This window comes from Streptococcus mitis (assembly GCF_901542415.1).
Lineage (GTDB): Bacteria > Bacillota > Bacilli > Lactobacillales > Streptococcaceae > Streptococcus > Streptococcus mitis_BL.
On sequence record NZ_CABEHV010000004.1, the window covers coordinates 1591591 to 1608368 of the forward strand.

Consider the following 16778-nt stretch of genomic DNA (forward strand, 5'->3'; position numbering starts at 1 on the left):
TGTCGAAGAGTCCAAGAATGAAGCCTATTTTCACGTTTTTTCTTGACTCTTTTTTTGCTTGTGATATAATTAACTGGTAAATAAAATTCCAAAGAATAGTATTTTTCTCTTAAAAAGAGAAGTCCAAAAGGAAAGGAGTCAGATATGAGACAGCTAGCGAAGGATATCGATGGCTTTTTGAATGAGGTGATTTTACAGGCGGAAAACCAACATGAAATCCTAATAGGTCATTGTACTAGCGAGGTACCTCTGACCAATACCCAGGAGCATATCCTCATGCTCTTATCGGAGGAATCTTTAACAAATTCAGAGTTGGCTCGTCGTCTCAATGTCAGTCAGGCAGCAGTTACCAAGGCCATTAAGTCTTTGGTTAAGGAAGGGATGTTGGAAACATCTAAAGATCCTAAGGATGCGCGTGTGATTTTTTATCAGTTGACTGATTTGGCTCGTCCAATCGCTGAGGAGCACCATCATCACCATGAGCATACACTTTTAACCTATGAAGAAGTGGCGACTCAGTTTACTCCAAATGAACAAAAAGTGATTCAGCGGTTTTTGACTGCTTTAGTAGGAGAAATCAAATAATGAGATATATTACGGTAGAGGATTTATCCTTCTATTATGATAAGGAACCCGTTCTTGAACATATCAATTATAGTGTTGATAGTGGGGAATTTGTTACCTTGACAGGTGAAAATGGGGCAGCTAAGACGACACTCATCAAGGCCAGTCTTGGAATCCTCCAACCACGCATTGGTAAGGTAACCATTTCAAAGACAAATACGCAGGGTAAGAAATTGAGAATAGCCTACCTTCCTCAACAGATTGCCAGTTTTAATGCAGGTTTTCCAAGTACGGTTTATGAATTTGTCAAGTCGGGTCGTTATCCGCGAAAGGGATGGTTCCGTCGCTTGAATGCTCATGATGAGGAGCATATCAAGGCTAGTTTGGACTCAGTTGGTATGTGGGAACACCGAGACAAACGCTTGGGGTCTCTATCTGGAGGACAAAAGCAGCGAGCGGTGATTGCGCGCATGTTTGCTTCGGATCCAGATGTGTTTATCCTAGATGAGCCGACAACGGGAATGGATGCAGGAAGTAAAAATGAATTTTACGAACTCATGCACCACAGCGCCCATCATCATGGCAAGGCTGTTTTGATGATTACCCATGACCCTGAAGAAGTTAAGGATTATGCGGATCGCAATATTCATCTAGTCCGTAACCAAGACTCGCCATGGCGTTGTTTCAACGTTCATGAGAATGATCAGGAGGTGGGCCATGCTTAGTTTATTATCTTATGACTTTATGCAACGTGCCTTTCTGGCGGTTATTGCTATGAGTCTTTTCTCGCCGGTTCTTGGAACTTTTCTTATCTTGCGCCGTCAGAGTTTGATGAGTGATACCCTCAGCCACGTCTCGCTTTCGGGTGTAGCTTTTGGTCTGGTTTTGGGGATTTCTCCGACTATTTCTACGATTGCCATTGTTTTGATTGCGGCGGTCTTTCTGGAGTATCTCCGTACGGTTTACAAGAGCTTTATGGAAATCGGGACAGCTATCCTCATGTCAACAGGTCTGGCTGTTTCTCTGATTGTCATGAGCAAGGGTAAAAGTTCTAGCTCTATGAGTTTGGACCAGTATCTTTTTGGCTCGATTGTGACTATTAGCGAAGAGCAGGTCATTTCCCTTTTTGTCATTGCGGCGGTTGTTTTGATTTTGACCTTCCTCTTCCTTCGTCCAATGTATATCTTGACCTTTGATGAGGATACGGCCTTTGTGGATGGCTTGCCAGTTCGTACCATGTCCATTCTTTTTAACATGGTGACAGGGGTAGCTATTGCCCTCATGATTCCTGCTGCAGGAGCTCTTTTGGTATCGACTATCATGGTCTTACCAGCTAGTATTGCCCTTCGTCTGGGGAAAAACTTTAAATCCGTTATGCTGCTTGCCAGTGCTATTGGATTTTCGGGAATGGTAGCAGGACTTTACATTTCCTACTATGCAGAAACACCTGCAAGTGCAAGTATTACCATTATTTTTGTAACTGTCTTTTTACTTATTAGTTTAGTAAGACGTTTTATCAAATAGGAGACCAACATGAAAAAAATTAGCTTATTGCTAGCCAGTCTATGTGCCTTGTTTTTAGTGGCTTGTTCCAATCAAAAACAGGCAGATGGCAAATTAAATATCGTGACAACTTTTTACCCTGTCTATGAATTTACCAAGCAAGTCGCAGGAGATACTGCTAATGTAGAACTCCTCATCGGTGCTGGTACAGAACCCCATGAATATGAACCGTCTGCCAAGGCAGTTGCCAAAATCCAAGATGCAGATACCTTCGTTTATGAAAATGAAAACATGGAAACATGGGTCCCTAAATTGCTAGATACCTTGGATAAGAAAAAGGTCAAAACCATCAAGGCGACAGGCGATATGTTGCTCTTACCAGGTAGCGAGGAAGAAGAGGGAGACCATGACCATGGAGAAGAAGGACATCACCATGAGTACGATCCCCATGTTTGGTTATCACCGGTTCGTGCCATTAAACTTGTAGAGTACATCCGTGATAGCTTGTCAGCAGATTATCCGGATAAAAAGGAGACCTTTGAGAAGAATGCTGCTGCCTATATCGAAAAATTGCAAGCCTTGGATAAGGCTTATGCAGAAGGCTTATCTCAAGCTAAACAAAAGAGCTTTGTGACTCAACACGCAGCCTTTAACTATCTTGCCTTGGACTATGGACTCAAACAAGTCGCAATTTCAGGCCTTTCTCCAGATGCCGAGCCATCAGCTGCTCGTTTGGCAGAATTGACAGAGTACGTTAAGAAAAATAAAATTGCCTATATCTACTTTGAAGAAAATGCTTCACAAGCCCTTGCTAATACACTTTCAAAAGAAGCAGGTGTCAAAACTGATGTCCTTAATCCTTTAGAAAGTCTGACAGAAGAGGATACCAAGGCTGGCGAAAACTACATTTCTGTGATGGAGAAAAACCTCAAGGCTCTGAAACAAACAACGGACCAAGAAGGTCCAGCAATCGAGCCTGAAAAGTCAGAGGATACCAAGACAGTCCAAAATGGTTACTTTGAAGATGCAGATGTCAAGGACCGCACCTTGAGTGACTATGCAGGTAACTGGCAATCAGTTTATCCTTTCCTTGAAGATGGTACGTTTGATCAAGTCTTTGACTACAAGGCTAAGTTGACTGGTAAGATGACAAAGGCTGAGTACAAGACCTACTATACAAAAGGCTATCAGACAGATGTGACTAAGATTAATATCACTGATAACACTATGGAATTTGTTCAAGGTGGACAAAGCAAAAAATACACTTACAAGTATGTCGGTAAGAAAATCTTGACTTACAAGAAAGGCAATCGTGGTGTTCGCTTCCTCTTTGAAGCCACAGATGCTGACACTGGACAATTCAAGTATGTTCAGTTTAGCGACCACAATATCGCTCCAGTGAAGGCAGAACATTTCCATATCTTCTTTGGAGGTACAAGCCAAGAAGCTCTCTTTGAAGAAATGGATAACTGGCCAACCTACTACCCAGATAACCTATCTGGCCAAGAAATCGCCCAAGAAATGTTGGCGCATTGATGAGAAACTGACTAGTTCTTATGAGCTAGGCGTTTTTTTGGATACTAGATGGCTAATTTCATTATGGGTAAATTCGCAAACTAAGTTCCACCGCTAGTAGAAGTGGAAGTTAGTCTGATAAAAATCCTAAAAACCAGTGGAAATCCGTGTCAGGGTAAGTTCCACTGGTTTTACTAATGCTTGATTTCATCGCTTTTGTAACCAAAAGGAATCGAAAAAAAGAGCGCACAAAATCCCCTCATCTGAAAGCGTTTCAGATTAAGTTCCGCTATGGTGGAAGTTAGTGTGAGACGTTTGAATGCGGTTAAAGGTTAGTTTTTAGAACTTATGTTGGAGTAATTTCGAAGACTGACAGACGTCTTCTGCAGGTATTTTAGAAATACCTAGAAGCTTAGGAATCTCTTCTCCATAGGTAAAGGCAAAGAGCTCATAGGCTGACTTTCCATTCAAAGCAGCACGTTTGACACTGTTGACATGAGAGCAGACGAGATTGATGTCCTCTTGAGTTAAGTTGTCAAAAGCAGTTCCCTTAGGTAGAATGTCTCGAATCAGTGTGTGGTTTTTCTCAATTCTCCCTTTCTGGTCAGAGCGATTAGGGTCACAAAAGAAGAGTTTACTCTCTCCTCGCACATCCATTTCGATATCATCAACCCTGGCAAACTCTCCACCATTATCGGTAAGAATGACAGGAAAGAGTTGGAAGAAATCTTTATCAGCTTCATGAAGAGTGTTCTTGATGGTATAGAGGTGTTTGGTAACCTCAAGGGCAGTTTTATTATCCAGAAGCCTAGCGAAGATAAAGTTACAGAAAGACAGGTTGAAGGTAAGTAGGACTTTACCTCCCATCCTCCCCAGAACTGTGTCCATTTCCAGCCAAGAGTCTAGTTGATTAAGGACTAAATAGTTTTGGAAATCCTCATAGGAACGGCCTTTTTTAGCTTCTTTAGGGATGGAAGGTAGTTTCCTTTTCCGTCTTTCTTTGAATTTAACGGCTCTGGCTAGGTCAATATGAGCGATAGATAGGTATCCTTTTCGGATGTGTCGATAGACGGTTGAGGAACTGACATCAAGGTTATGAGTTTTGAGGATATGATAGATGTGTTGTCCCTTTTTAACACCATCAGAAATGACTTTGTCCATGTCCCAGAAGGCCTTGGAATTAAGGGGAGTTCCTTCACGAGCTTCGACAAGAGTTTGTTCGTACTGTTTTTGAGCTTGTTTAGCAAGGTAGAAGATTTTTTTAAATCCACAATTTTGTCTTCTTTTAGGGCATCCATTACAGACAAAGGGAGCCTTATCGAGTAAAGGGCAAGGAAGGTTATCGCATGTAGACTCTCGGACTTGTCTGTTTCGTTTGACTTCTTTGGAAACAGTAGTTGGGTCTTTTAGAATGGATTGTCCGATAGCTTTGAAGGTTTCACCGCGCTCTAAGCCTAATTGGATATCATTACGGTCTGAAAGGGTAAGGTGTTTATGTTTTGTCATAGTAGACCTCATTTCTAACTCAAACGTCTCACACTTAATTCCACCATAAAAATCCGTTTTAGACTAATTTCCACTTTGGTTGGGCAAGTGGAAGTTACTTTGAGAAATTAGCTAATTTCATTATGGACCTTTCAGAACTTTAAAAATGAATAAAACTCTTGAAATATCTGGGCTTATATGCTAGAATGTTGTTAGTGTATAAGGTTCATTAGAACACCAAAGCCCCTAACTATTGCAGTAGTTAAGGGCTTTTTTTACGTATCTTAGCGATTTAACGGGTGTTTATAGGCTAGTCATTCGGTCTACTTCTTACCATCTAGCCATTTGCAGACGAAATACAAGATAATTCCAGCTATAACATCTGCTATAATAGTAAGAGCAAGCTCTGGTATAAGGCTCATTAGTTTCACCTCCTCTCACGAACCCATAGGAACGTAATAGGTAACCGATGACCAAAATAGTATATCACATTAAATTTAGATCATCAACATTGATTAATTCTTGAAATATAGGGGATAGGCAAAAAGTCTTTAAAATCAAAAAAAGTATAGTATCAGATGTATAAAAGCTTGATGTTATATCAATTATAAAAGTGGATAGGAAAGTTTTCTGATTATCAGAATTCCTTCCTATCCACTTTTTGAAGATTGTAAGCTAATTTTATTTTATGTAGAATTAGTTTATTTGTTTTATTTATCAAAACCTTGCAAGGCTTTTTGGCGTTCTTCTACTTGACCTTTAGCATCTAGTTTGTTACCACCGTATACAGCTGATTCCCATGATCCGTACATTGGATTTGGGAAGATGATGAATTTTTCACCGAATTCTTTTTGCAATTCTTCAAGTTGTTTATCACGGTCAGATTCAGAAGTCTTAGAAAAATCTGCAAAGTCTACGAGGTTATCACCAAACAATAAGATAAGATTTGTTTTTTCTTGAACTTTTTGGCGACGACCTTCTTTGGATTTTACACCGCTTTCTAAGAACATGAGATGATCACGTCCTTGAACAGGAATTCCTTCACTTTCTAGATTTTTAATAGTAGCATCTACTTGATTAGCTGAGCGGTCAGAAATATAGTAGATTTGGACACCGTTTTGATCAGCAAACTGAAGAAAATCCTTGGCACCTGGGACAGCTTTTGCTGAAGCTTTTTGAACCCAAACATCCCAATTTTCGGGTGTGAATGCTGTACCATCTTTGACATTTTGTACTTGATAAGGGCTATTATCTAGGACAGTTTCATCCAAGTCTAAAACGATAGAGTAAGGTTTGTCTGATTCTGTTTTGAGCAATTCCTTTAGGTGATTTGTTGCAACGTTATAACCCTGTATGTATAAAGCTTTAGTTTCAGCTGATTTTTGATACCAAAGGGTTGACATAGTGTTTTCTCTTGACCGTAGTTGGTCATATGTCAATGTAATCTGATTATCAGATGAGCTATTATTGCTTGTCTGTGTTTCTGTAGACTTTGTTGCACAACTAGCCAATAAGACGACAGAAGCAAGTGCAGAAAGGATTGTAACAGTAGTTTTTGCTGTTTTCATGAAATATCTCCTATTTATTCATTTCAATAAATAGTATAGCACGAGAGAAAAGTTAAGGCAAGTCATTCTCTGACTATGGATGAAGATTCTATAGAAGATAATGTAATGAAAAAAAGCGATTACTAACTTGAAATGTGGTTTCACCTCTAATTATTGACATTTCAGGAAAAATCGCAGTAAAAACTGCACAGCCTTCTTTAAATGTGCTATAATACAGGAAAAAATAATAATGGAGGTCACGATAATGGCAACATTTTTGATGATTTTTGTGGTGGTTTGTGTGCTCCTATTGGTGATAGTCACACTGAGTACAGTTTATGTGGTTCGTCAGCAGTCGGTGGCGATTATTGAACGCTTTGGGAAATACCAAAAGGTTGCCAATAGCGGTATTCATATTCGCTTGCCTTTTGGGATTGACTCGATTGCAGCTCGGATTCAGTTGCGCTTGCTGCAAAGCGATATTGTGGTTGAGACTAAGACCAAGGACAATGTGTTCGTTATGATGAATGTAGCGACCCAGTACCGTGTCAACGAACAGAGCGTGACAGATGCCTACTATAAACTCATGCGTCCAGAATCTCAGATTAAATCTTATATCGAAGATGCTCTTCGCTCTTCTGTTCCCAAATTAACCTTGGATGAATTGTTTGAGAAAAAAGATGAGATTGCCCTTGAAGTCCAACACCAAGTGGCGGAAGAAATGACAACTTACGGTTATATTATCGTGAAAACCTTGATTACTAAGGTGGAACCAGATGCAGAAGTTAAGCAATCCATGAATGAAATCAATGCGGCGCAACGTAAGCGGGTTGCAGCGCAAGAATTGGCAGAAGCTGACAAGATTAAAATCGTCACTGCAGCTGAAGCCGAAGCAGAAAAAGACCGCCTTCATGGTGTGGGGATTGCCCAACAACGTAAAGCGATTGTGGATGGATTGGCAGAGTCTATCACCGAACTCAAGGAAGCCAATGTTGGCATGACAGAAGAACAAATCATGTCCATCCTCTTGACCAACCAGTATTTGGATACCTTGAATACCTTTGCTTCTAAAGGAAATCAAACCATCTTTTTACCAAATACGCCAAATGGTGTGGATGATATCCGTACACAAATCTTGTCAGCCCTCCGTGCTGAGAAGAAATAATAGACTAATACTCTTCGAAAATCTCTTCAAACCACGTCAGCGTCGCCTTGCCGTACTCAAGTACAGCCTACGGCTAGTTTCCTAGTTTGCTCTTTGATTTTCATTGAGTACAAAGAGCTTGGCAACAGGCTCTTTTTGCATTGTATTTGTTAAGAAAAGTAAAGAACATTGATATACATTTAACTAAAATTATTGTATGTTGTCTCCCTTAACTTGGAGTGATAAGGGAATAACTAGAAAGATTTGTGAATACAAACTATTTCTGATATACTAAATATACAGTAATAATGAATGATAGGATATGGGATGAAAGAATTTCAATTTGAGAGAAAGCAGCGTTTTTCTTTGAGGAAATATACAATAGGAGCTTGTTCGGTCTTGCTAGGAACGAGTTTATTTTTTGCTGGTATGGGAGCTCAACCCGTACAGGCTACAGAAACGACTTCAACACTAATTTCAAGTCATTATTTGGATGAGCAGGATTTATCTGAAAAGCTAAAATCTGAGTTGCAATGGTTTGAAGAAAATAAGATTGAGGTAAAAGAGGGAAAAGAATACTACTTTATCTATCGAAAATTGGCTACAAGATTACCAGAAACAGGTCTGTTTTCTAATGATGGGATGTTTATCTTGGGAGCAGGATTATTATTGCTTTCCTTCACTTTAATCAAGAGAAAAAAGGGAGCATCTTACTTCCTTGTGAGCGTCTTTGCTGTTGGTGGTTGGGGAGCATCCATCTCTGCTTTAGAAAATCTGGTAGAATTGCAACCAGCCCTTGTTAAGAGAGTAGAAGGTCAGTTTTTATCAAGTCCTGAAACAGTCCAAGGATATGAATTTACGGGATATTATTTGGTAAGAGATAGTGCTAGCAAGGAACTTTCTGTTGATAAGGTAGAGTCGCCAGCATTATCTCAAAAGGAGGAAAGTTCAGAACCTCAATCTAAGAAGATTGTACCACAGACTACATCTCATTTTAGCTCGACTAAAGATCTTGTGCAATCTCCTCAACCATCTTACTCAGTTGAGCCTGTTTTAAATCCAACTCCTGAAAAAAGTATGAGTATTGAGTCTAAAAAAGTACCAGATGAAGGAATGAAAACTGTTACTGAAGACAAGCCAGAACTGGAAGTTAGGATAGGGGAGATAGAGTTTGAAACTCAATTGCAGTCTGACCCAACTCTGGCTAAGGGAGAAAAAAGAATTTCTATAGAAGGTGCCAAGGGACAAGAACGAATCTTAACAGAAGTAAGGATTATCGATGGTATTGTTACGCGAAATGAAGTAGGGAGAGAAGTGCTTCGTGAACCAGTTACTCAGGTGATTCTGGTCGGGACAAAAGAGAAGGAACCTCAAGAAAATGGCATAAGCCTAGCCCCGGAAGTCCAACCCCCTCTTCCCTCTTATGAAGGTGGTGTTTCCGGTGAATCCTTGGTAGAACCAGCGCTTCCCTCTTATGAAGGCGGTGTTTCCGGTGAATCCTTGGTAGAACCAATGCTTCCCTCTTATGAAGGCGGTGTTTCCGGCGAGTCCTTGGTGGAACCGTCCCTTCCCTCTTATGAAGGCGGTGTTTCCGGTGCATCCTTGGTGGAACCGTCCCTTCCGTCTTATGAAGGTGGTGTTTCCAGTGAGTCCTTAGTAGAACCAGCGCTTCCCTCTTATGAAGGCGGTGTTTCCGGTGAGCCCTTAGTAGAACCATCTCTTCCGTCTTATGAGGGCGGTGTTTCCGGTGAGCCTGAGATACAGGAGAATCTCCCGGAGTATAAAGAAGACACTCAACTTCCTCAGACCAAAGTAGAGACAAAAGCTGTTCCTTATGAAACAATTTATGAAAAGAATGAGGCACTAGACCACGGAGTTACAAGAGTAAAAATTCCGGGTGTTGAGGGACAAGAACAAGTTACTACTACCTATACTAAAGATCAAGCAAGTGGAAATATTTCTGAGAATAAAACTGTCAAAATAGTAGCTAACAAAGTTGATCAAGTTGTAGAAGTTGGAACTAAACCGAGTGTTGAAACTACTGTCCTATCTCATAAAACGATTTACCAAGTGAATCCTGCTTTGGGGTTCAGACGACAGGAAGTAGCGGTTGCAGGGCATGATGGTTCGGTGGAAACTAGGACGACTTATCAACTAGACAAGGCAACAGGTCAGGTGACGGTATCTGACACTACTAGACAAGTAAATCCAGCAGTCGATAAAGTGATTCAAGTTGGTAATGTGGAAAAAGTAATACAACCGATTGCTGTTACTGAGGAGCGAAGAGAGGATTCTTCACTTGCTAAAAATATAGAAAAGGTAGCATCTGAGGGTGAAGTTGGTGAGAATACACTTACCAGAACCTACGCTATCAATGAACAAACTGGTGAATTGGTTAATCCTCAAGAAGTGAGTCAAATAACAAAACCAATGAAACCGAGAGTTATTTTAGTTGGTAGTCAGGAAGATAAACCACACTTACTTCCGGCTAATAGTGAGAGAGAAGATGCTGTGGATGTGTCTGCTCTGACCACAAGCGCGAGCTCAGTAGACTTCTTACATGACAGTAAACTAAAAGCACAGTTAGAGCCTACTTATGATCCTCGAGATATTATAACAAGGAGAATTGCGCTCAGAAAAACACACCCAAATATCACTGACCAAGAGGTCAAAGATATGTTGCGCACAGAGTATCTTCAAAAACTGTCAATTCAAGAAAGCTTTGATCAGACGAAGACGCAAGCTGAGTCAAGTTTCAAAAAGATTGCCTCGCATACATTGGGAATTATAGGAGATACCCCTGAAAATCGCAGCAAGGTCAAACAAGAGATTGAGCAATACAAAGAGCAGATTTTGTTGGGACTGTCTTATATCAATCGTTTTTATAATATTCAATTTGGGGACACGAATATTCGTGATATTCTGGCCTTTAATCCAAGCTCATTTGGCAATAAGACAATGACCGCCTTGGATAGTTTGAAAAAATTAGGATCCATGTCTTATGAAGAGATGAAATTGACCAATAGTCCTCAAACATTTACAAAGTATTTATCTACCATTACAGGTAAGGCTAGCTTGAAGGAATTTTTAGACAGCAATCGCCAACTCTTTACGTCAGATGATGCGGATACTTGGCTTAAAAAATCTAGCCAAGCTATGATTGTTGAAAAACCATCTAAGGAAAATCCTTCAGCGCATATCGGTCTGTATAGCAAGTTGACAGCTGGGGAAAAGGATCCTCGTAAACAAGAGGCTAATATGGCTGCTATTTTGGGACTTTTGAATGTGAAAGAACCAAATGTTTACGTGATTAGTAATATGGCGACGATTACTTATGGTAATATTGGTTCCTATATAGATACTTCTCTTGCCCAGTCTAATCCAACTAAGTATCAGACTGAGCTTGCTAGAGTCAAGTCTTTAATTGAAAAGGCGGCTGTACAACAAGCCAACTATGTTGATACTCTTTATCGTATAACAAAACCAGAAAATCGTGATAAGTTGCTGACAAATCGCTTGATTATTGATACGATGAAGAAATATACAAGTAATTCGAATGCACAGATTGATAGCACTTGGTCACCAGCTACTGGTAGTGGAGCTGATAAGGGGGTCGACCAGTTTATGACTCCTATGAATTACTATTCTCCAGTAAGTAAGGTGGGAGCTGAGGCCAATGGATTAGGTGTCCGTTACTTTATAGATAGGGTTTTGGATGATAGAGGTTCAGCGACTTATTCTCATGAAATGACGCACTTACTAGATAGAACGGTCTTGTTTAATAATTACGGTCGTCGAGATGGTACAGGAGCAGAGTTTTATGCGCGTGGTATTTTTGAAAACTCCTATAATCCAGAAAAGGATACTTATTTCAATCTCAACTTTGTATATGATGAGAGTGATAAGAATGGATTTTACAATAGAACACCTGATCGATTTAAAACAGCAGAAGATTTGAAATCTTATATGAAGGGAAGTTTCGATGTCCTTTATACTCTAGATTACCTAGAAGCAGAGGCAAGTAGAAACTTATCTGCAGAAGACAAGATGAGTTATTTCAAAAAAATAACGCCAATCACTTCAACAGGTTCTAGAACTTGGGTAGATTACCGTAATCCAGCAGTTAAACCGACTCATAAGAGTGAGGAGATTCAAACTCTTACCTTAGAAGATGCCAAAAAATTGACAGATGTTGATAGTTTGATTGACAATCATATCATGGTCAACCGTTATATCATTGCTGGTTTTTCAGATAAAGGTAAGATTGCAGCAAACGGTTACTATACTGTTGATATGTTTGATACCATTTATGGTGTTAGTCAAAATGACTCTGGTATGAGTGGGGACATCACCTTTAGAAAACAAGCCTTTGAATTGATGGCTACTTTGGGCTACTATGAAGGATTTGTTCCTTATGTGTCAAATCAGTTTAAAGAAGAAGCAGAGGCTGAAAACAAGCCTTTGTCTGATACTTACATTTTCAATAAAGTTTTGAATGGTAAGAGTTATGCTGAGTTTAAAAAAGCACAAATCAAGGAAAGGGTAGCTAAGATTGATCAATTGAAACCTTTGACAATTCAATATGAAGGTCGGCAAATAAGTCTGACAAGTCAGAAGTTAAGTGAATTGATGCAGAAAGCTGTCCAAGAGGAGTTGAAACAGATTAAGGCAGGCAAAACAACTGCGCGCACCTATACCTTTATCGAAACACCCGTTCAAAAACTGAAAAAAGCGATTTATAAAGCTTATCTCAAAGATTCAGATGACTTTAGACAATCGATTTACAATAGTTAAGACAAAAAAGGAACATCTCTCTGGAATGAACATTCAGAGGGGTGTTTTTTGCTTCTTGTCAGATTTGCTACTCAATGAAAATCAAAAAGCAAACTAGGAAGCGAGCCGCAGGTTGCTCAAAGTACAGCTTTGAGGTTGCAGATAAAACTGACGAAGTCAGCTCAAAACACCGTTTTGAGGTAGTAGATAAGACTGACGAAGTCAGTTACATATACGCACGTTAAGGCGACGCTGACGTGGTTTGAAGAGATTTTCGAAGAGTATGACCTTGTTTCTTGAAAATGACAGTTTATATGAACATAGAGTTATTTTCAGACTTTTCCACAAATTATAGAATCTTTTCTGAGGATTTAGGGAGTGATGGAGGAAGTCTTGAAAGCGCTTTTGTTTTGTGCTATAGTCAAGGAAATCGAGTCGTTTAAAGAGGAATGCTTTTATGGGAAGAGAAGAAGTTTTACGAAATTACTGGTTTTTTAGCCAAGAGGTGGGGAAGGAAGAGGCCTTGGCGTCGGATTTTCAGAGGGGAAATTGGCAGGCTATTCAAGTACCGCACGACTGGAGTATTTACAATGATTTTGACCAGTATTCGCCAGCACAAAATGAGGGTGGTCAGTTAAACGGGGGTCAAGCCTGGTATCGAACACAGTTTTACTTGGAAGAAGATGCCAGTCTTGTATCGGTGCGTTTGTTGTTTGACGGGGTTTACATGAATGCCCAAGTCTATATCAACGGGCAAGTGTTGGGCTATTATCCCAGTGGCTATACGCCTTTTTCTTATGATATCACGCCTTATCTAAGAAATGATGGGACAGCCAACCAGCTTGCGGTTTTTGTGGAAAATCAGCAACCTAGCAGTCGTTGGTATTCTGGTAGCGGTATTTACCGAGAAGTAAAATTATTGATTACAGATTCGGTGCATCTGGATTTATATGGGATTAAGATAGAAAGTCCCAAGCTAAAGAAACAAAGAGATGGATGGGTGGAAACTCAGCTTACAAGTAAGGTTTCAAATGATGGCTCTCAGTCTGTGTCGGTGTATTTGGAACAGAGTATCTGGTATGATGGGCAGCAACTGTCAGACTGGCAGGCGACAGATTCTGTAGTGATTGAAGCTGGGGACAAACATCATTTCCAACAAGCAATATCAATTTTTCAACCCTTGCTTTGGGATATTGATCATCCTCACCTTTACCAATTGAAGACTCACCTTTACAAAAATGGCATTTTGGTTGATGAAGAAGAGGAGACCTTTGGTTACCGCTATATGGATTGGCAAGCGGATAAGGGCTTCTTTCTAAATGGTCGCTGGTTGAAGATTCATGGAGTTTGTCTGCACCATGACTATGGAGCGCTGGGAGCTGTGGAAAATAGGTCGGCTGCCGAGAGACGCCTGCGCCAAATGAAGGAAATGGGAGTCAACGCTATCCGAATAACACACAATCCAGCCAGTAGCATCTTGCTAGATGTGGCTGCCAAAATGGGCCTACTCATTCAAGAAGAAGCCTTTGATACTTGGTATGGAGGCAAGAAAGAGTATGACTATGGTCGCTTTTTTGAGGAAGAAGCGACTCATCCAGAAGCGAAAGCAGGCGATTTCTGGTCAGATTATGATTTGCGTACTATGATTGAGCGTGGCAAGAACAATCCATCGATTTTTATGTGGTCCTTGGGAAATGAAGTCAGCGAAGCAAATGGTGATGCTCATTCATTGAAGACTATCAAACGTTTGCTAGGAAGAGTCAAAGAAGTGGATGATAGCCGTTTTGTGACCATGGGAATGGATCAATTCCGCTTTGGAGATGGTTCTGGAGGTCATGAAAAGATTGCTGATTTGCTGGATGTGGTGGGTTTGAATTACTCAGAAGACAATATTGATGGGATTCGCAAAAGACATCCCAAGTGGCGACTTTATGGGTCTGAAACCTCATCGGCTACCCGAACGCGTGACAGCTATTTTCGCCCAGATAAGGAATGGGTTGGGGATAATCGCCGCGTGCGGAATTTTGAACAGTCAGACTACGGCAATGATCGAGTTCCTTGGGGAAAGACAGCGACGGCCTCTTGGATAGCAGATAGAAATAGGTTAGACTATGCGGGTCAATTTATTTGGACAGGAGTGGACTATATCGGTGAGCCGACCCCTTGGCACAATCAAAACGACACGCCTGTAAAAAGTTCCTATTTTGGGATCGTGGATACGGCGGGGATTCCTAAAAATGACTATTATTTCTATCAAAGTCAGTGGTTGGATGCAGATCAGCATCCCATGGTTCATATCTTACCTCACTGGAATTGGGAAATCCACAAGAGTTATCAACAAGTTGTGGATAAGTATGGGGATATCCCTGTTAGAGTGTATTCAAATGCCCGTTCTGTAGAGCTATTTCTAAATGGAAAATCCAAAGGCAGGAAGACTTTTCAGGAAAAATGGACTTCAGATGGTAGAAAATACCAAGAGGGACAAGGTTCTGGCCAACTCTATCTCGAATGGCGTTTGCCTTATCAACCAGGAGAATTGCATGCTGTAGCCTATGACTGTCAAGGTCAGCTTGTGTCAGAAGATAGGGTGGTGACTGCAGGTAAGCCAACCAAAATCGGGTTACATGCCGAGAAATCACAACTGGAGCAAGATGGGCAAGACCTCCTTTATCTCTATTTTGATGTATTGGACAAGGATGGAAATTGGGTTCCGACTACTTCCAATCAGCTTCATTTTAAAATTGAGGGCCCTGCTCGCATTGTGGGTGTGGATAATGGCAGGCAGGCCAGTCGTGAACGTTACCAAGCCCAGAAAAATGGTCGGTTTAAGCGGAAAGCCTTTCATGGCAAGGGTGTCCTTTTAGTTCAGAGCTTGGAGCAGACTGGTTATGTGAGAGTAAAAGCCAGTGCTAGAGGGCTAGAGCCAGCAAGTTTTGATCTTTTAGTGGGAGAGGCTTTGGCTTCCCAACCAGTGAAAAATAAGTGCTTGTTTGAGATTCGAATGGACAAGCAGCCAGGTTTACAAGAAGGAGATTCCCCAGCCATTGGACTTTATCCACAAACTGTGGATAACCCTGTGAACAAGGTGGGGAATAGTGAAGTGATTTGGGAGACGAGTGGTAGTGCCCACGCCATTATCAAGCAGGGAGTGCTTCATTGCTTGTCTGCAGGTGACTTGGCTATCCGCGCCATTTATCAAGGGAAGACCTATCAAATGCACCTGCAGGTCGCAGAAAATACCTCGCTAGGGCAGGCAGTTTTTGTACGACCACTTCGCTTGTATACAGCTAAGGGAACTTATCCACAGCTGCCATCTTCAGTTTTGGTAGACTATGAGTCAGGCGGTGCAAAACGAGTCAAGGTTGTTTGGGAGGCAATCTCCGAAGAAGATATGGCAAGCTTTCATGAGTTTACGGTATCTGGCCAGCTAGAGGGTTTGGATTTAAAGGCTTCTGCTCAGGTTTGTGTCCAAGGGATTTGCGCTATTGAGCCTGAAAGGGTTTGGACGCTTGTCAAGGAAGCCCCACATTTACCAGACCGAGTCAAGCTAGTCTTATCAGATGGCAGACGAGATACGGCCAAGGTTACTTGGGATGAACTCAATCCTCAAGTCTATGCTCAGGTAGGAGAAAGTGTGCTCACAGGGCAGGTAGCGGGCTGTGAATTGCCAGCAACAGTCACCATTCATGTGACAGATGCCAGTGTAGATGGGGAAGTTATTTCCAATCAGTGGACAGGATCCAATTTGCCTCTGGTCTTTGCCTCCCACTCAGAGCCTAATCACCCAGCATCTTACCTCAATGACAAGGTCATTACTCGGAAAAAATCGACAGCCAATACTTGGATTGCCAAGTCAGAGCAAGCCAGCGTGGGTATTCTGTTTGGAGATGCAGGGATTTTAAAACCGCGATTTGTGGATAACCTGACCTTGTATTATGTTGAAAATCAAGAATATGTGGCCGTTGAGCCGACCTTTATCGATTATTATGTAGGGAATGAGCCTAGCTTGCCTCGGACTCCAAATCATTTGGATAAGGATTCACTGCTCAAGCAAGAGGAGAATTGGCAACCTGTATCAGGCATCCGAAAAGTGTCAAGCGACAAGGATGAAGAGCTTCGTTTTGAATTTGATAAGGTGGAAACTTACGCCCTTCGTCTTCGATTTGAAGGCTTGCTCAGTCCCCTAGCGCTAACAGAATTGCAAGTACATGCCAAAAAAGTAAAGAAAAGTGTAGATAGGAAGTAGT

The 16778-nt window shown here is 41.1% G+C and carries 9 protein-coding genes; 7 read left to right on the top strand and 2 right to left on the bottom strand.

The annotated features are described in order from the left end of the window. The first annotated feature begins 144 nt into the window (after positions 1-144). From adcR to adcA, 4 genes are read left to right on the top strand one after another with little or no spacing between them, the layout of a single operon-like run. The gene (adcR, locus tag FQT24_RS08300) at positions 145-585 is read left to right on the top strand and encodes a zinc-dependent transcriptional regulator AdcR (RefSeq protein ID WP_143952704.1); all 441 of its coding nucleotides are present in this window, start codon (positions 145-147) and stop codon (positions 583-585) included. Beyond that, positions 585-1289 (top strand): metal ABC transporter ATP-binding protein, encoded by a 705-nt coding sequence (locus FQT24_RS08305; RefSeq protein WP_001269496.1) that lies wholly within the window; start codon positions 585-587, stop codon positions 1287-1289. Before adcR ends, FQT24_RS08305 begins: the two co-directional genes overlap by 1 nt. Next, the gene (locus tag FQT24_RS08310; protein ID WP_143952705.1) at positions 1282-2088 is read left to right on the top strand and encodes a metal ABC transporter permease; all 807 of its coding nucleotides are present in this window, start codon (positions 1282-1284) and stop codon (positions 2086-2088) included. Before FQT24_RS08305 ends, FQT24_RS08310 begins: the two co-directional genes overlap by 8 nt. Positions 2089-2097: 9 nt before the next feature. Continuing rightward, positions 2098-3603, top strand: coding sequence for a zinc ABC transporter substrate-binding lipoprotein AdcA (adcA, locus tag FQT24_RS08315; RefSeq protein ID WP_143952706.1), 1506 nt, complete (start codon positions 2098-2100; stop codon positions 3601-3603). A gap of 318 nt (positions 3604-3921) precedes the next feature. Here the strand turns inward: adcA and FQT24_RS08320 are convergent, their stop codons facing one another. Next, positions 3922-5088: an IS30 family transposase gene (locus tag FQT24_RS08320; RefSeq protein ID WP_143951979.1), complete on the bottom strand. Its 1167-nt coding sequence runs from the start codon at positions 5086-5088 to the stop codon at positions 3922-3924. Positions 5089-5777: 689 nt separating this feature from the next. After that, positions 5778-6635 carry a 5'-nucleotidase, lipoprotein e(P4) family gene (locus tag FQT24_RS08325; RefSeq protein WP_143952707.1) on the bottom strand — a complete coding sequence of 286 codons (858 nt, stop codon included), beginning with the start codon at positions 6633-6635 and terminating at the stop codon, positions 5778-5780. Between the two features lie 259 nt (positions 6636-6894). Here FQT24_RS08325 and FQT24_RS08330 point away from each other — a divergent pair, with 259 nt between their 5' ends. The 3 genes from FQT24_RS08330 (at position 6895) to FQT24_RS08345 (ending at position 16777) form a co-directional block, all read left to right on the top strand. Next, positions 6895-7779, top strand: coding sequence for an SPFH domain-containing protein (locus FQT24_RS08330; protein ID WP_004235732.1), 885 nt, complete (start codon positions 6895-6897; stop codon positions 7777-7779). A 306-nt stretch (positions 7780-8085) separates the two neighbouring features. Beyond that, positions 8086-12552, top strand: coding sequence for a ZmpA/ZmpB/ZmpC family metallo-endopeptidase (locus FQT24_RS08335; protein WP_143952708.1), 4467 nt, complete (start codon positions 8086-8088; stop codon positions 12550-12552). 436 nt (positions 12553-12988) lie between these two features. Beyond that, positions 12989-16777, top strand: a complete 3789-nt coding sequence (locus tag FQT24_RS08345; RefSeq protein WP_143952709.1) for a glycoside hydrolase family 2 TIM barrel-domain containing protein — start codon at positions 12989-12991, stop codon at positions 16775-16777. The last annotated feature ends 1 nt before the right edge of the window (position 16778 follow it).